The organism is Micromonospora siamensis, assembly GCF_900090305.1.
Taxonomy (GTDB): domain Bacteria; phylum Actinomycetota; class Actinomycetes; order Mycobacteriales; family Micromonosporaceae; genus Micromonospora; species Micromonospora siamensis.
The window spans coordinates 4,542,658-4,558,298 of record NZ_LT607751.1 but is presented as its reverse complement, the minus strand read 5'-3'; the positions used below and the strand labels follow the sequence as shown (position 1 = coordinate 4,558,298).

The following is a 15,641-nucleotide window of genomic DNA, read 5'->3' as shown; positions in this document are numbered from 1 at the left end:
GGTCGGCGTGAGGATCCAGCCCGCCGACTGTCACGTCTGGTGGATCGATCCGGCGCAGGCGCCGGACTGGTGCGAGGAACTGCTCAGCGAGCCCGAGCGGATCCGCGCCGGATCGTTCCACCAGGGCGCGGCCCGACGTCGGTTCGTGTCGGCCACCGCCCTGCTCAAGATCACGGTGGCCTGGTCCGACGGTGGCGATCCCCTCGACGTCGACCTTCGCCGGGAGTGCCCCCGCTGCGGGAAGCCGCACGGACGACCGGAGGTCGCGGGAAGCCCGTTGCACGTCTCCATCTCGCACTCCGGGGACCGGGTGGCGGTCGCACTGTGCGCGGCCGGGCCGGTGGGGGTCGACGTCGAGCAGGTCAATCCGGACGTCGACGTGGACGTCATGCTGCCGTTCGTGCTCGGCGACGCGGAGGCTCGGGCGTTCGGTGAGATCCGCGACCAGCGGGACCGGTTGGAGGCGTTCCTCCGTTCCTGGACCCGTAAGGAGTCGGTGCTCAAGGCGACCGGCGACGGGCTGCTCATCCCGATGTCGCACCTGACGGTGGGATCGCGGCAGGAGCCGACGCGGCTGGTCCGCTTCGTCGACCGCCCGGACCTGGTCGAGACGGCCCAGATCGTCGATCTGCACCCCGGGTCGGGGTACGTCGGCGCGGTGACCGTCCTGTCGGCCCGCCGGGTGCGGGTCCGGGAACTCGACGGGGCGCAGGCGTTCGCGGCACGCAGGAAGAGGACCGGCCGTGGCGGGCGGAGCACCATCGAGGCAACCGCGTCGGTCCCACGACGCCGAGGGGAAACGGTGGAATCCATGGCGCACATCGATCTGGGAGTCGACGAGACCCGGTTTCCGGGGATCGTCGGCCTCATGGCCTTCCGGCCGGAGACCGCTCGGCCGCTGAACCAGTTGGCGAATGTGCTGCTGTTCGAGCCGAACTCGCTGTCCCGGGGAGATCGGGAGCTGATCGCGGCGTACGTCTCCGGCCTGAACGAATGCACCTTCTGCTGCGAGTCGCACTCGGCGTTCGCCGCAGCGCAGCTGCCGGACGGCTCGGACCTGGTGACCAAGGTCCGCTCGGACCCGGAATCCGCCCCCGTCTCCGAGCAGATGAAGGCACTCCTGGCCATCGCCGGGGCGGTGCAACAGGGCGGCCGGCGGGTGACCACGGGGCTGATCGACCGGGCCCGGGCGGCCGGTGCGACCGATGTCGAGATCCACGACACGGTGCTGATCGCCGCGGCGTTCTGCATGTTCAACCGCTACGTCGACGGGCTGGGCACGGTGGCCGGTCGCGACAGCGGCGCGTACGCGGCGGCGGCGCAGGGCGTCGTCGCGGCCGGCTACGGCATGGCCTCGGCCGAATGAGTCCCGTCGACACGAGTCCGCTGCGGGACCGGCTCGGCTTCGCCCGGCAGGTCAAGGCGGCCACCGAGGACGAGCTGCTGGACCTGATGCGTTCGCCGCGTCGCGCCCCGCTGCTGGACGACATCGTCGCCGACCTGCCGGCGGTCTTCCTGGCCGACCGCGCCGGTGACCTCGACGCGGTCGTGCACTGGAAGGTCACCGGGCGCCCCGACGGCGGCGACGACGTCCTCGAACTGGTCATCCGCCGGGGCACGTTGACGGTGTCGCCGGTGCCGACCCGTACTCCCCGGCTGACGTTGACGATGGGGCCGGTCGACTTCCTGAGGATGGTCACCGGCAACGCCAACCCCAGGCTGCTGTTCCTGCGTGGGCGCATGAAGGCCCGCGGCGACCTGGGCCTCACGACCCGGTTTCCGAGCCTGTTCGGCACGCCGAGACCATGAAGGGGGTCCCACGTGGAAGAGTTCGAGGGCCTGTCGGCGTCCGAGGTGATGACGCTGGAGGCCTACGCCGACACGATCATCCCCGGTGAGCGTCGTGGACCGGACGACCGGGCGGTGGCCGGCGCGGCGAGCGGCGGCGGCGCGGTCGCGTCCGGCGCCGTGGACCTGATGACCTCCCCGCAGGGCGGTCTGGCCGGCACCCTGGACAGCCTGGTCCAGGGGCTCAACGCGCACGCGGATGACTACGCCACCCGGACCGGTCTCGACGCCGATCCGAGCGTGCCACCGTTCGTGGCGCTGGAGTTCACCGACCGGGTCGCCCTGGCCCGCGAACTGCTGGCGCCGGGCCACCCGGAGCAGGAGCTGTGGGTGGCGCTGGCCATGTTCTGCGCGATGGCCTGGGACACCGGTGCCCACATGCACACCACCGACGCGATGGCGTCGGGCCATCCGGGGCTGACCGCGATGGGGTTCATGCCGCCCGAACCGGACGGCGTGTGGCGGTTCCGCCGATTCTCCTACGGACGTCCCCTCGCCGCGCTCCACCCCCGGACGACGCCGACAGGAGACCCCCAGTGACGGCCTACGAGCAGACCGATGTCCTGGTCATCGGCAGCGGCTTCGGCGGTGCGATTCCCGCCTACCACCTGGCGGCCGGCGGTGCCTCGGTCGTCGTCCTGGAGCGGGGCCCGTGGCTGTCCGCCGACGAGTTCGAGCACGACTTCAGGTTCGGCTCGTCGTCGACCCGGGTGTTCGAGTTCACCATGGGCGACGGCATGAACGTGCTGGGCGGCAACTGCGTGGGCGGCGGCAGCGTCGTCTACTTCGCGGCGATGCCGCGGGTGCCGAGTTTCGTGTTCGACCGGCAGGGCAGTCAGGGCCGGCGGATGTGGCCGGAGTCCATCACCCGCGCCTCGCTGGATCCCTGGTACGACCGGGTCGCCGAGGCCCTACCCATCTCGCCGGGCCGGTGGGAGGACGTGACGTACGCCGGTGGCGTGTTCGCGGCGGCCTGTGACCACGCCGGCCGTACGGCCAACCCGGTCGCGGCGGCGATCGACACCGACCGCTGCACCAACTGCAACTGGATGATGTCCGGCTGCAAGTTCGACGCGAAACGTTCGCTGCTGCTCAACTACCTTCCGGCCGCGGTCGACCACGGCGCCCAGATCCGGCCGCTGCACGAGGTGCAGCGCATCGAACGAAGCGCCGACGGCGACTTCGTCGTCCACTACACGGTCGTCGACCCGGTCGACTACCGGATACAGGTCGACTCCGGAGCGATCGCGGCGAAGATCGTCGTGGTGGCGGCCGGTGCGGCCGCGACGCCGGTCATCCTGCAGCGGTCCGAGGCGACCCTCGGGGCGATGCCGCCGGCGGTCGGGCGGTACTTCTCCGGCAACGGCGAACGGCTCAACACGGCCATCCTGAACGAGGACAAGGTCCGCGACGTGCTGGGCCTCGACCGGGGCGACGGTTTCGCCTATGCGGCCAACCAGATCGGACGGGGGCCGTCGGCCGCCAGCTGGGACCGGCTCGACGGCTCGCTGCCCGAGTTCAGCCGGTACTCGCTGGAACAGCTCTACTTTCCGCCCGGGTTCGGCACGATCCTCGCCCAGGTGCCCGACGCCGCCGGCCCGAGCTGGTTCGGCGCCGAGAAGAAGGAGATCCTGCGTCGCTGGCAGTCCTGGCTGACCATCTTCACCATGTCCGAGGACGACAACGAAGGCGTCTTCGGCCCGCCGCCCGAGACCGGAAACGCCGACCGCATCTCGATGCAGATGCTCAGCCGGGGCAACCTGCGGTACGAGCCGACCGCCAACACCCGGCACGGCTGGGCGCTGGCCGACGCGGACATCCGCGACATCCTGGAGCGCGACGGCCTGTCCCGGGTGATGCCCTGGACCAACGAGGTCATCGGCGCCTACACCGTGCACCCGCTGGCCTCCTGCCGGATGGGCGACGACCCGCAGACCTCGGCGCTGGACGACACGAACGAGCTGCGCCGGCACCCCGGGATCTTCGTCACCGACGGCTCGGCCGTGCCCGGCGCGTTGACGGTCAACCCGGCGTTCACCATCGCGGCCATCGCCGAGCGGGCCGTGCCGAACATCGTCCGGGCCGCCCAGGCGCGCGGCGTCGACGTGCGTTACCTCGGTTCCCTGCCACCGGCCACCCAGGCCAGCCGCCCGGCTCCGGTGCTGACCGTCCGTCCGGCGTAGCCCCCTCAACCTGGAGGACTCATGTCAACGAATGTCTACGAGGACCTGATCGCCGACGGCGACGACGTCGAGGCGCTGGTCACCGGATTGACCCCGACCCAGTGGGCGATGGCCACCCCGGCTCCCGGCTGGACCGTCAAGCACCAGATCGCGCACCTGGCCTTCGTGGCCCACCTGGCCGTCCTGTCGGCCGGCGACCCGGCGGCGTTCGCGACCCACGCGGCCGACGCCAAGCGTGACTTCCAGGGCGCGGTGGACGCAGCCCTGACCGAATACCTGCAGCTGTCCACCGGCGCGCTGGTCGACCGGTGGCGCGACGAGCGCAGCGCGGCGGCCAAGGCCCTGGCCGTCGTCGCGCCCGGCGAGACCGTCCCGTGGCTGGCCACTCCGCTACCGCCGTCGGTCCTCGCGGCGGCCGGCATGATGGAGCTGTTCGGCCACGGCCAGGACATCGCCGACACGGTCGGGCGCCACCGCGAGCTGACCGACCGGATCGGCCACCTCGCGTGGTTCGGTGTCCGCACCCGCGACTTCGGCTACCAGGCGCACGGGTCGACCCCGCCGGCCGAGGAGTTCCGGGTCGAGCTGACCGGTCCGTCCGGCGTGGTCTGGGAGTTCGGCCCGGCCGACGCCACCGAGCGGGTGACCGGTCCCGCCGTCGACTTCGCGCTGCTGGTCAGCCGTCGCCGGCACCGCGACGACCTGGCGCTGGTCGCGCAGGGCGAGCAGGCCGACCGCTGGCTCGACATCGCGCAGGCCTACCGGGGGCCGGCCGGGCCGGGACGCCGCCCCGGCCAGTTCACCTCCCGGTAGCGACAGGATGACCGAGCCATGGGGCGGCGCCCCGACGGGTCGGACGGTCGCCGGACCCCCGCGGAGCCCGTGGTTCCCGTTCGGCACCGGGGACGACGCGGCGATCCGCCTGCTGTGCCTGCCGCACGGCGGGGCCGGTGCGAACTTCTATCGGTCCTGGGTCCGGGGGTTGCCGGCGTCGATCGCCGGTTGCCCCGTGCAGCCGCCGGGCCGGGAGAGGCGACGGTCCGAGCGGCCGTACTCATCGGCGCGCGAACTGGTCCGGCCGCTGGCGCGGGAGATCGTCAGGTGGGTACGTCCGCCGTACGCCGTGTTCGGCCTGAGCACCGGGGCGCTGTGCGCGTTCGAGGTGGCTCGCGAGGTCCGCCGGCTCGGTGGCCCTCTTCCGGTCCACCTGTTCGTGGCGGGCCGGCGTGCGCCGACCATCGCGACCGACCGGATCGACCTGTCCGGGCTGTCGGCGGCCGGGCTGGCCGGCGTCCTGCGCACGCTGGGCGGGACGCCGGAGGAGGTGCTGTCCGACCTTCCCCTGCTGGAGCTGCTCCGGCCGCTGATCGTGGCCGACTTCGCGGTGGACGACGACTACCGCTACGAGCCCGGACCCGCCCTGCCGGTACCGATCACGGCGTTCGCCGGCACGCGGGACCACCTCGCGACCCCGGACCAGGTCGCCGGCTGGCGGAAGGAGACCACCGCCGGTTACACCCAGGTCCGGCTGGACGGCGGCCATTTCGCGATCTTCGATCACTCCGAGCTGGTCCTTCGCCGGATCGCCGGCGACCTGGAACGCCATCTGGCGTAGGCCCCGACGCCGGCAGCAAGCAGAAAGAGGCGGGTGTCGATCGCCCGTGCGAGGCTCGGAAAGATCGCAGCGGCGCCGTCGGCGGCGATTGTCTGAGACGACTTCGGATATCAAGGGGTGCCATGCCGAAACTCAAACCTCTCCGGGCAGCCGCTTTTCTGATCCCCGAGCCGGGCCCGAAGCGGATATTCGCGCTGTCAACATTCATCAACACGTTCGGCTGGGGTCTGGTGTGGACGTCCATGACCCTGTTCCTCACCAAGGAGTTGGACCTCTCCACCAGACAGGTGGGGCTGGGAATGACGCTGGCGGGTCTTGTCGGGCTGCTGGGCGGCATGCCGATCGGCGACCTGGCCGACCGGCGCGGGCCACGTGAGATCGTCAGGGCGGTACTGCTGGTCCAAGGCATAGTCACCTTGTGCTACGTCTTCGTCCAGGGCTTCTTCGCCTTCCTTGTCGTCGTGTCGTTGGAGGTGCTCTGCTATTCCGCCTACGGGGCCGCCAACGGAGCGCTCGTCCGGCGGGTCGGCGGCGACGACGTCGTCGCCTATCGGTCACAGAACCGCGCCATCGCCAGTCTCGGCATGTCGATCGGCACGCTGTTCTGCGGCGCCGCCATCACGATCGGCACCCCGCTGGCCTATCGCAGCCTCATCGTCGGTGACGCCGTCACGTTTCTCTTCAGCTGGGCCATCCTGGCGCGCATCCCGAGGTACGAGCCGCTGCCCAAGCCGGAGGGCAGATCGGGTTCGCGCTGGGTGGCGCTGTCCGACGCGCCGTTCGTCGCCTACGTGGCGCTGGGCGGCCTGCTGTCCATGCAGTACTGGGTGATCACCCAACCGCTCCCGCTGTGGGTGGTCAACAACACCCATGCGCCACGCTGGAGCGTCTCCCTGTTCCTGCTGATCAACACCGTCCTCGTCGTGTTGTTCCAGGCCCGCATCGGCAAGAGTGCCGGATCGATCAGGGCGGGCGGCAACGCGCTGCGGCGTGCCGGCGTCATGCTGCTGGTGAGCTGCTCCGCGATCGGCCTGGCGGTGGGCCTGGCCGGCTGGGCCGCACTGTTGCTGCTGATCGGAGCCGTGGTCCTGCTCACCGTGGCCGAGCTGTGGTACGTGTCCGGCACCTACGCCTTCGAGTTCGGCCTTCCCCCCGCACACGCCCAAGGCCAGTACCAGGGCCTGAGCGGGATCGGCGTCACCCTCGGCGCGACGACCGCTCCGATACTCATGGTCGGCGTGGTCCTGAGCCTGGGCCAGGTCGGATGGGTGGGGCTCGGGGTGGTCTTCCTGCTGCTGGGGCTGGTGGCGCCGGCCGTGGCGCGCTGGGGCGAACGCACCCGTCCGGCGGAGGAAGCGGTCAGCGAGACGCCGGCGAGCAACCCACAGCCGGCGCCCGTCGCCGCACACGACTAGCGGCGGCCGGCGAGAGCATTCCGGAAGGTGGTCCGATCGCCTCCGCCAGGTACGTTCAGTTCATTTCCCAAAATTTTCGCTTATCGATGGCCCTGCCGTGCCCGCGGGTGAGGAGCTGGTGCAATGAATGATCACGCAGTTGTGTTGGGCGGAAGCATCGCCGGACTGCTCGCGGCACGCGTACTCGCGGATGCCTACGAGCGGGTCACGGTGGTCGACCGCGACGTCATCTCGGACGTGACGGGGCCCCGGCGCGCCGTTCCGCAGGGGCATCACATCCACGCCCTGCTGGCCCGGGGTCAGCAGGTTCTCGAGGAGCTGTTTCCCGGGTTCACCGATGAGCTGGTCGCGCAGGGCGTGCCCATCGGAGATTTCGGGACCAGCCTGAGCTGGTACTTCAACGGCAAGATGATCCAGAAGGCACCCACCGGCCTGGTCTGTGTCGCCGCCGGCCGGCCGCTGCTCGAGGCTCATGTCCGCGCCCGCGTCTCGGCCCTGCCCAACGTCACCATCCGTGAAGGAACGGATATTCGCGGCCTGTTGACGTCGCCGGATCGCCGCCGTGTCATCGGCGCGCGGATCCAGGGCCGGGACGGCGCGGAGGAGGAGGAGCTCGCGGCCGACCTGGTCGTCGACGCCACCGGCCGCGGCTCGCGCACGCCGCGGTGGCTCGAGGAGATGGGTTACCCAACCGTCCGCGAAGACCGCATCACGATGGACCTGACGTACACCACCTGCGACTTCCGGGCCCCACTGCCGTTCGATCCCATCGGCGACGACATCGCACTCATCCCGGTCGCGACGCCGGACATGCGACGGGGTGCGATCTTCGCCCGGCTCGCGGACCGGTACGCCGTGTCGCTGACCGGCCTGCTGGGCGATCGTCCGCCCACCGACCACGCGGGCTTCCTCGACTACGTCCGGTCGCTGCCGATCCCGGAGGTGTACAAGGCGGTCCGCGACGCCGAGCCGCTCGGTGAGCCGCACTCGTTCCACTTTCCGGCGAGCATCCGGCGCCGTTACGACCGCCTGTCCCGCTTCCCCGACGGCCTTCTGGTGACGGGCGACGCGGCGTGCGTGTTCAATCCGGTCTACGGCCAGGGCATGACCGTGGCCGCGATGGCAGCCCTCGTCCTGCGGAACCACCTCGGCACGAAGCCGCCCCGGCCGGGCGCGTACTTCCGTGACCTCGCCAAGGTGATCGACGCGCCCTGGGACATGTCCGCGGGGTCCGACCTCGGCTTCCCGGAGGTACGGGGCCGCCGAACGCTGAAGGCCCGGATGGGAAACGCCTACATTCCGCGGCTGCTCGCCGCCGCGACATCCGACGGAAGCCTCTCGCGGGCGTTCCTACGCTCGGCCGGGCTGGTCGATCCACCACAGACGCTGATGCGCCCCGACGTCATCTCACGTGTACTGCTGCCGAATTCCGGCGCTCGTAGAGGGAAGCGAGAAACAGCATGACTGCCAGCACGACGGACCACGGTAACGCGCTCACCGACACCGATCGCGCGGAGATCGCCGCCATGCCGGGCCGGCTGGTCCAGGCCTGGGCCGCGCACGACGCCACCGCCTTCGCCGAACTGTTCGCCCCCGACGGAACGATGATCCTGCCCGGTGTCTACCGGAAGGGGCGCGCCGACATCCGGGAATTCATGGCGCAGGCGTACGAGGGCCCCTACAAGGACACCCGGGTGACCGGGTCCCCCCTGGACATCAAGCCACTCGGCGCCGGTGCGGTCGCGCTGCTGACCGAGGGCGGGGTGCTGGCCGCCGGCGAGACGGCACTGGCGGACTCGGCAGCCATCCGTGCCTCGTGGATCCTCGTCCGACAGGAGGACCGCTGGCAGCTGGCGGTGTACCAGAACAGCCCACGCGATCCGGCCTGACTGCCGGAGAGATCCGAACGAGGGTGTCCGACAGGTGGGGTCGTCGGCCGGTGTCCGACCGGACGGCGACCCCACCACCCGGTCATCGCGAACGAGATCGGGTACGCGTCCACGACAGTTGGCCACGGCAGCACGCTGCCGTGGCCAACTCGTCGACGGCCTGAGAACCGCAGGCAGCCTCGTGGTGATCGGGTACGGCGGCCTGCCGGTCCGGTCGGCAGCCGCACACCTGCCGGTCGGGGCTGCCGTGGAGCGGGGCCGAGTCCGGTACCCGCCGCACGGCTGCCCCTCCAGCGGGCAGGCCACTGACCGGGCCGCGGTCAGTCCCCGGCCGGTTCAGCTGCCTGCCCGGGGCCAGACCCGGCGTCAGCCGCCATGGCGGCCGCGAGGCTGCGCGGACGCATGTCCAGCCAGTGGTCGTTGACGTAGTCGAGGCCGGCTGCCCGGCCGACGGGTCCGTGTACGACGGTCCAGCCGTCCGGGACGGCGGCGAACTCGGGCCAGAGTGAGTGCTGGTCCTCGTTGTTCACCAGCACCAGGTAGGCCGCATCGGTGTCCTCGAAGGGGTTGACCATGCTGATGTCCTCTTCTCATGCGAGAGGTACCGAAGCCGGGAACCAGGTACGGGCGGCTGGCCCTGTTCCCGCTGCGGAGATCCGACGACACGCATGAGAATTCCGCTGGATCGTGTGCCGGTGCCTCTTCCGAATTGCTGGGCCGGCGACGCGGTTACGACGTCCATGAAATGGCTCGACCGCGGAGCGCCATTCACGGCTGGGACGCCTGCCGCAGTCAATTCCGGCAATGGTGACGGTCGACCGGGCGGAGCACTGTCAGACAATCGTGATTCCTCGGCGGTATGGCACGCTGAGTTGATGGATGTGGATAAGGTGGCCGGCGTCTTCGATCGCGCGGCGCCGACGTACGATCGCGTTGGTATCGATTTCTTTCAGCCGGTCGGCCGTGCTCTGGTCGCAGCGGTGCGCCCGCAGCCGACAGACGTCGCCGTCGACCTCGGCTGCGGGCGCGGCGCGGCGCTGTTCCCTTTGGCCGACACCGTCCACCATGTCACCGGCATCGACCTGGCGCCGAAGATGGTGGAGCTGACCCGGGCCGACGCGGCCGGACGAGGCAATGTCACCGTCGTGCAGGGCGACGCCGCCACGCCCGACCTGCCGTCAGCGCACTTCGACATCGTCACCGCATCGCTGGTGGCGTTCTTCATGCCCGATCCGCTCGCGGCGATGCGGCGTTGGGTGACGCTGCTCCGGCCCGGCGGGCGGCTGGGCATCTCGTCGTTCCGTGACGTCCCGAACCGCATGCACGACGTGATGGCGGTCGTGCAGGACTACCTGCCGCCGCGCAGAGCGCCGAAGTCCGTGTTCGATGCCGACGACACGGTGGCACAGCTGCTCCGCGACGCCGGCCTGCGCGAGGTGACGACGACCCACCTGAGTTTCGACACGACGTTCGAGGACGAGGAGCAGTTCCACCGGTACGAGTGGTCGAACGGGCGGCGCGAGGCATGGGAGCACATCCCGGTCGAATGGCACGCGGAAGCGCGTACCAGGATGGCGGAGCTGCTGGCGAGCTACGCCGACGCCGACGGAAGGACGAGGTTCGAGGCCAACATACGGCTGACCGTCGGTATCAAGTGACGGCACGTGGTGCGGGCGAACGGCGTAGAGCCCACCGGGTCCGACTCCGGTGGGCTCCGCGTCCTGAAAAAGTGTGGGTCGGCCTCAGTCCTTGGCGTTGGCGAGCAGACGCTCCACGTCGGCCGGGTCGAACGGCGCGTCCCAGGCCAGGATGATGTGGGTGGCGCCGGCCTTGAGGTAGGCGTCGTAGTCGTCGATCTCGTCGGCGTTGATCATGGTCGTCCGCTCGATCTCGTCCGGGTCGCGGCCCACCTTCGCGCACCACTCGTCGAGGACCGCGTTCTTGTGCGCGTACCTCTCGGGCGATCCGAAGTCATTCCAGAGATCGGCCCGCTCGGCCACGATCCGTAGCGTGACCTTCTCGCCGCCGCCGCCGATGAGCAGCGGGAGGTGCGGCGTGGGTGGATTCTGCGTCGCCAGCCGGCGTTGGATGCGGGGTACGGCATCCCCGAGCGCCCGCAGCCGGTCGCCGGCGGTGCCGAACTCGTAGCCGAATTCGGTGTAGTCACGTTCGAACCAGCCCGCACCGAGGCCGAGGACGAGCCGGCCCTCGCTGATCTCGTCGACCGTGCGGGCCATGTCGGCCAGCAGGTCGGGATTGCGATAGCTGTTGCAGGCGACCAGCGGGCCGAAACGGACCCGCGAGGTGTCGGCGGCCAACGCCGCCAGCATCGTCCAGCACTCGTAGTGGGCGCCGTCCGGATCGCCGTACAGCGGGAAGAAGTGGTCCCAGTTCCATATCGTGTCCACCCCGAGGTCCTCGGCCGCCCGCCACGCCTCGCGGAGCTGACTCATCGAACAGTGCTGCGGCCTGATCTGCACGCCGACTTTGAATCTGGCCATACGCCTACGCCTCCCGGGTCGCCCGCGGGCGACATCGAACGAGCTGGGTCGCCCCCGAGCGTGGCAACGCGGCGATCGCTGGCGCATCTCCCAGGTTGTCCGCCGGACCCGGCATCTCGGAACGGCATTTCGTCAGGCTCCTGGCGGACGCGTGCTGAGCACTTTCGGAGATTCGGGGCGCCGGCCGCACTGGCTACCGTCGGCGCAGCGTCAAGACCGTCGTATAGCTGCGATACCTAGCGGATGTGTGGAGCTACCGATGCAGAGATGCCCGATCGTCCTGGACCGCACTGGACAAGACATCCACGCCGAAGCCGCCCGGCTCAGGGCCCAGGGTCCCGTGGCCCAGGTCGAGCTGCCCGGCGGACACCTCGCCTGGTCCATCACCAGCTACGAGGTGGCCAAGCGGGTGCTGACCGACCCGCGGTTCGTCAAGAACGGCAAGAAGCACTGGCCGCCGCTCATGCGCGGCGAGGTTCCGCCGGACTGGGAGATGATCACGTGGGTCATGATGGACAACGTCCAGACCCGCGACGGCGCCGAACACGACCGGCTGCGCAAGCTCATCTCCCACGCGTTCGTGCCGCGCCGCGTGCAGAGCGCCCGGGGGCACATCGAGAAGCTCACCAACGAGCTGCTCGACGACCTTGCGGCGTTGCCACCCGGTGAGGTCGTGGACATCAAGGGCCGGTTCACCTATGCCCTGCCGGCGAGCGTGATCCTCGACCTGTTCGGGGTCCCCGAGGAGCAGCGGAACAGCGTGCTCGAGGGCAACATCGCCAACAGCAAGACGACGAACACGGGGGCCGAGGCTGAGGCGATCATGGTGCAGTGGCACGCCGCGATGGAGGAACTCGTCGCCACGAAGCGCAAGGAACCGGGAAACGACCTCACCAGCCTGCTGATCGCGCAGAAGGAGCAGGACGGCGCGGTCCTCACCGACGAGGAGATGGTCGGCACGCTGCACGTCATGTTCGGCGCCGGCTCCGAGACGCTGGGCAATGTCATGGCGCACGCCATCGTGGATCTTCTCAGCAACCCGGACCAGCTCAACCTGGTGCTCAGCGGCGAGTACGGCTGGGACGACGTGTTCGCCGAGGCGGTGCGCAAGGACGCGGCGGTGGCCCAGCTGCCGTTCCGCTACGCGGCCGAGGACGTCGAGATCGGCGGGGTGAAGATTGCCCAGGGCGACCTCGTCCTCATCGCCTACGCGGGCATCGGGCGCGATCCCGAGGTGCACGGTGCGAGCGCCGACCAGTTCGACATCACCCGGGCCGACAAGACCAACCTCTCCTTCGGCTACGGCCCGCACAGTTGCATGGGCCAGTCGCTGGCCGCGCTTCAGGCGTCGATCGCGTTGCCGGCCCTGTTCGCCCGCTTCCCCGACATCCGCCTCGCGGTGCCGGTGGAGGAGATCCCCCCGCAGGGCACGTTCATCATGAACGGCTACGGCTCCCTGCCGGTCTACCTCACGGCGCCGTCGCCGGCCTGACGTGCCCGGTCCGGCCCGGGCGGCCCATCAGCGCCCGGGCCGGACGACCCTCCTCACTGCGCTCGGCCGGCCTGACGGCCCGGCCCGATCCCGGCTGCGCCGACACGACTCTAGGAGCAATACATGGAAAAGTTTCGCATTGCGATTCCCGATGCGGACCTCGACGATCTCCGCGGTCGGCTGGCCGCGACCCGTTGGCCGGACGAAGGACACAGCCCGGGGTGGGAGCGCGGCGTCCCGCAGGAGTACCTGCGCGACCTGGCCGACTACTGGCAGCACGAGTACGACTGGCGGGCGGCCGAGGCGGAGCTCAACCGGTTCCCGCAGTACACCACGGAGATCGACGGCGCCCGGGTGCACTTCCTGCACGTCCGCTCGCCCGAACCCGGAGCGACGCCGCTGCTCATCACGCACGGCTGGCCCAGCTCGTTCGTCGAGTTCAGCCAGATCATCGAGCCGTTGACGAACCCCCGCGCGCACGGCGGACAAGCATCCGACGCGTACCACCTGGTGATCCCGACCATCCCCGGCTTCGGCTTCTCCAGCCCGGTGCGGACGCCCGGCTGGAGCATCCCGCGCGTCGCCGGCGCCTGGGCGCAGCTGATGGCCCAACTGGGCTACGAGCGTTACGTCACGCACGGCGGAGACCTGGGCGCCTGGATCAACCACGTTCTGGCCGCCATCGACGCGGAGCACGTCGTCGGTAGCCACGTGTCATTTCTGATCACGCCGCCCGGGCCTGATCCGGCCGACCTGGCCGGGCTCACGGAGGTCGAGATGGGGCGCCTCGGTCTGCTGGCAAGGTTCGCCGGCGACCTGTCCGGTTACATGAAGCTGCAGTCCACCAGGCCGCAGACCGTCGGCTACGGCCTGACCGACTCGCCGATCGCCCAACTGGCCTGGATCGTGGAGAAGTTCCACGACTGGACCGACTCGGTCAAAGCTCCGGAAGACGCCGTCGACCGGGACCAGATGCTCACCAATGTCATGGTCTACTGGCTGACCCGGACCGGGATGTCGTCGGCGCACTTCTACTACGACAGCGCGGACATGATGCCGACAGCCCCCACGCCACCGGCACCACCACCGCCGCTGCCCGTGCCGTCCGGCGTCTCGGTGTTCCCGCGCGACCCGGCCCAACCGATCCGCCGCTTCGCCGACCGGATGCTGCCGAACATCGTGCAGTGGACGGAGCACGAGCGCGGCGGTCACTTCCCCGCGATGGAGGTCCCCGACCTGCTGGTCGCCGACCTTCGCGCGTTCGCCCAAGCCCTGACCGGGTCCTGACCGGCGGTCCGCCCGGTCGCCCGCCGTCGGTCATGCCGATCTGAAGGAGAAACCCATGCAAGCACTGGAAGTACCCAACCTCGTCAAGCGGGCCGGCGACCTGGTCCCGCTGCTGCGCCGCAACGCCGCCTGGTCGGAGCAGAACCGCCGCCCGGCCGACGAGACCGTCGAGGCCCTCACCGCAGCAGGCATCCTGCGGATGCGTACCCCCCAGCGCTACGGCGGCTACGAGTGCGACGCGAGCACGCTGCTCGATGTCGGCATCGAGCTCGGCCGGGGCGACGGGGCGGCCGCCTTCAACACGGCCGTCTGGTGGATCACCTCGTGGAACATGGGCCTGTTTCCCGACGAGGTGCAGGACGAGGTCTTCGCCGACCCGGACGCCCGCATCGCCGGCACGATCGTGGTGAACGGCACCGGCATCGCCAAGGACGGCGGGATCGTCGTCAACGGCGAGTGGGGCTTCAACAGCGGCGCCTCGCACAGCACCTGGCGACTGTTGTCGACCATCATGATCGGGCCTGACGGCCAGGCCGAGCCGGTCATGGCCGCGGTGCCGCTCAGCGCGATGCGGGTCGTCGACGACTGGTACGCCTCGGGCCTGAGCGGCACGGGCAGCGTCACCACCATCGCCGAGGACGTGTTCGTGCCGGACGGGCACTATCTGCGGATGGCGGACATCGCCCCGGAGAACGTGGCCTCGAAGCTCAACGCCGGCCGACCGATGTTCCGTACCCATCTGGCCGCCGTGGTCATGGCCTCGACGACCGGCCTGGCGATCGGCCTGGCCCGGGCCGCGAACGAGGCCTTCCATGAGCGGATCGGCAGCCGCCCGATCACGAACACGTTCTACGAGCGCCAGGCGGACGCCCCCGTCACCCACCTGCAGGCCGCCGAGGCGTCATTGAAGATCGATGAAGCCGAGTTCCACGCGCGCAAGCTGGCCAGCATGATCGATGAGAAGGCGCTGACCGGGGAGGCCTGGAGCCTGCGCGAGCGGGCCTACGCCCGCGCGGTCGGTGGCCGGGTACCCCAGCTCGCGGCCGAGGCCGTCGACATCCTGGCCGGCGCGTGCGGTGCGTCCTCGCTGTACACCGGGAATCCGATCCAGCGGATCCGTCGGGACGCGCACGCGATGACCCTGCACCAGTTCCACCTGCCGACGTCCGCGCTCGAGCTCTACGGCCGGGTCCTGTGCGGGCTGGAGCCGAACTCGTTCTTCTTCTGACCACCCACAACTACCCCGGCGCGGCGCCGCGCCGGGGTAGTCCCCTACCTGGCGGTCGCGACGCCGGAGCCCTTGCCCTCCCGGCCAGGTCGGGCTCGCGCCATCGTGCAGGACGAGGACGGCGTGCACGATCGCTGTGGCGTGGGCGTGGGCGTGGGCGTGGGCGTGGGCGTGGGCGTGGGC

Annotated in this window: 15 protein-coding genes; 13 read left to right on the top strand and 2 right to left on the bottom strand. The window is 70.3% G+C overall.

What is annotated here, in order from left to right:
- Positions 1-7 precede the first annotated feature (7 nt).
- From GA0074704_RS29945 to GA0074704_RS20835, 9 genes are all read left to right on the top strand, one after another.
- Positions 8-1,366, top strand: a complete 1,359-nt coding sequence (locus tag GA0074704_RS29945; RefSeq protein ID WP_088972063.1) for a peroxidase-related enzyme — start codon at positions 8-10, stop codon at positions 1,364-1,366.
- A complete protein-coding gene (locus GA0074704_RS20870; protein ID WP_088972062.1) occupies positions 1,363-1,809 on the top strand; it encodes an SCP2 sterol-binding domain-containing protein in 447 nt (148 codons plus the stop codon). The genes GA0074704_RS29945 and GA0074704_RS20870 overlap by 4 nt, the downstream gene beginning before the upstream one ends.
- Positions 1,810-1,857: 48 nt before the next feature.
- Entirely contained in the window at positions 1,858-2,388 is a 531-nt protein-coding gene (locus tag GA0074704_RS20865; protein ID WP_088973853.1) for a DUF5987 family protein, read from the top strand.
- Positions 2,385-4,031: a GMC family oxidoreductase N-terminal domain-containing protein gene (locus GA0074704_RS20860; protein WP_088972061.1), complete on the top strand. Its 1,647-nt coding sequence runs from the start codon at positions 2,385-2,387 to the stop codon at positions 4,029-4,031. The genes GA0074704_RS20865 and GA0074704_RS20860 overlap by 4 nt, the downstream gene beginning before the upstream one ends.
- A 21-nt stretch (positions 4,032-4,052) precedes the next feature.
- Positions 4,053-4,844: a TIGR03084 family metal-binding protein gene (locus GA0074704_RS20855; RefSeq protein ID WP_088972060.1), complete on the top strand. Its 792-nt coding sequence runs from the start codon at positions 4,053-4,055 to the stop codon at positions 4,842-4,844.
- Between the two features lie 7 nt (positions 4,845-4,851).
- Positions 4,852-5,646 (top strand): thioesterase II family protein, encoded by a 795-nt coding sequence (locus tag GA0074704_RS20850; RefSeq protein ID WP_088972059.1) that lies wholly within the window; start codon positions 4,852-4,854, stop codon positions 5,644-5,646.
- A gap of 122 nt (positions 5,647-5,768) precedes the next feature.
- Positions 5,769-7,061 (top strand): MFS transporter, encoded by a 1,293-nt coding sequence (locus tag GA0074704_RS20845; protein WP_088972058.1) that lies wholly within the window; start codon positions 5,769-5,771, stop codon positions 7,059-7,061.
- A 123-nt stretch (positions 7,062-7,184) separates the two neighbouring features.
- Positions 7,185-8,525, top strand: a complete 1,341-nt coding sequence (locus tag GA0074704_RS20840) for an FAD-dependent oxidoreductase (RefSeq protein WP_088972057.1) — start codon at positions 7,185-7,187, stop codon at positions 8,523-8,525.
- Positions 8,522-8,950, top strand: coding sequence for an SgcJ/EcaC family oxidoreductase (locus tag GA0074704_RS20835; protein ID WP_088972056.1), 429 nt, complete (start codon positions 8,522-8,524; stop codon positions 8,948-8,950). The genes GA0074704_RS20840 and GA0074704_RS20835 overlap by 4 nt, the downstream gene beginning before the upstream one ends.
- Positions 8,951-9,270: 320 nt before the next feature.
- On the opposite strand, the gene GA0074704_RS20830 is transcribed toward GA0074704_RS20835, so the two are convergent.
- Positions 9,271-9,525: an MbtH family protein gene (locus GA0074704_RS20830; protein WP_088972055.1), complete on the bottom strand. Its 255-nt coding sequence runs from the start codon at positions 9,523-9,525 to the stop codon at positions 9,271-9,273.
- A gap of 300 nt (positions 9,526-9,825) precedes the next feature.
- Here GA0074704_RS20830 and GA0074704_RS20825 point away from each other — a divergent pair, with 300 nt between their 5' ends.
- A complete protein-coding gene (locus tag GA0074704_RS20825) occupies positions 9,826-10,608 on the top strand; it encodes a class I SAM-dependent methyltransferase (RefSeq protein WP_157743752.1) in 783 nt (260 codons plus the stop codon).
- 84 nt (positions 10,609-10,692) lie between these two features.
- On the opposite strand, the gene GA0074704_RS20820 is transcribed toward GA0074704_RS20825, so the two are convergent.
- Positions 10,693-11,451: an LLM class F420-dependent oxidoreductase gene (locus tag GA0074704_RS20820; protein ID WP_088972053.1), complete on the bottom strand. Its 759-nt coding sequence runs from the start codon at positions 11,449-11,451 to the stop codon at positions 10,693-10,695.
- Positions 11,452-11,710: 259 nt separating this feature from the next.
- Here GA0074704_RS20820 and GA0074704_RS20815 point away from each other — a divergent pair, with 259 nt between their 5' ends.
- The 3 genes from GA0074704_RS20815 (at position 11,711) to GA0074704_RS20805 (ending at position 15,458) form a co-directional block, all read left to right on the top strand.
- On the top strand, positions 11,711-12,943 hold the full coding sequence (locus GA0074704_RS20815) for a cytochrome P450 family protein (RefSeq protein WP_088973852.1): 1,233 nt from the start codon (positions 11,711-11,713) through the stop codon (positions 12,941-12,943).
- A 123-nt stretch (positions 12,944-13,066) separates the two neighbouring features.
- Positions 13,067-14,230, top strand: coding sequence for an epoxide hydrolase family protein (locus tag GA0074704_RS20810; RefSeq protein WP_088972052.1), 1,164 nt, complete (start codon positions 13,067-13,069; stop codon positions 14,228-14,230).
- A 55-nt stretch (positions 14,231-14,285) separates the two neighbouring features.
- Positions 14,286-15,458, top strand: a complete 1,173-nt coding sequence (locus tag GA0074704_RS20805) for an acyl-CoA dehydrogenase family protein (protein ID WP_088972051.1) — start codon at positions 14,286-14,288, stop codon at positions 15,456-15,458.
- Positions 15,459-15,641: the final 183 nt, after the last annotated feature.

What these genes read in the sequence shown, in the direction of transcription:
- GA0074704_RS20870 (WP_088972062.1), top strand. Translation starts at nt 1,363, where the DNA reads ATGAGTCCCGTCGACACGAGTCCGCTGCGGGACCGGCTCGGCTTCGCC.
- GA0074704_RS20865 (WP_088973853.1), top strand. Translation starts at nt 1,858, where the DNA reads ATGACGCTGGAGGCCTACGCCGACACGATCATCCCCGGTGAGCGTCGT.
- GA0074704_RS20855 (WP_088972060.1), top strand. Translation starts at nt 4,053, where the DNA reads ATGTCAACGAATGTCTACGAGGACCTGATCGCCGACGGCGACGACGTC.
- GA0074704_RS20850 (WP_088972059.1), top strand. Translation starts at nt 4,852, where the DNA reads ATGACCGAGCCATGGGGCGGCGCCCCGACGGGTCGGACGGTCGCCGGA.
- GA0074704_RS20845 (WP_088972058.1), top strand. Translation starts at nt 5,769, where the DNA reads ATGCCGAAACTCAAACCTCTCCGGGCAGCCGCTTTTCTGATCCCCGAG.
- GA0074704_RS20840 (WP_088972057.1), top strand. Translation starts at nt 7,185, where the DNA reads ATGAATGATCACGCAGTTGTGTTGGGCGGAAGCATCGCCGGACTGCTC.
- GA0074704_RS20835 (WP_088972056.1), top strand. Translation starts at nt 8,522, where the DNA reads ATGACTGCCAGCACGACGGACCACGGTAACGCGCTCACCGACACCGAT.
- GA0074704_RS20830 (WP_088972055.1), bottom strand. Translation starts at nt 9,525, where the DNA reads ATGGTCAACCCCTTCGAGGACACCGATGCGGCCTACCTGGTGCTGGTG.
- GA0074704_RS20825 (WP_157743752.1), top strand. Translation starts at nt 9,826, where the DNA reads ATGGATGTGGATAAGGTGGCCGGCGTCTTCGATCGCGCGGCGCCGACG.
- GA0074704_RS20820 (WP_088972053.1), bottom strand. Translation starts at nt 11,451, where the DNA reads ATGGCCAGATTCAAAGTCGGCGTGCAGATCAGGCCGCAGCACTGTTCG.
- GA0074704_RS20815 (WP_088973852.1), top strand. Translation starts at nt 11,711, where the DNA reads ATGCAGAGATGCCCGATCGTCCTGGACCGCACTGGACAAGACATCCAC.
- GA0074704_RS20810 (WP_088972052.1), top strand. Translation starts at nt 13,067, where the DNA reads ATGGAAAAGTTTCGCATTGCGATTCCCGATGCGGACCTCGACGATCTC.
- GA0074704_RS20805 (WP_088972051.1), top strand. Translation starts at nt 14,286, where the DNA reads ATGCAAGCACTGGAAGTACCCAACCTCGTCAAGCGGGCCGGCGACCTG.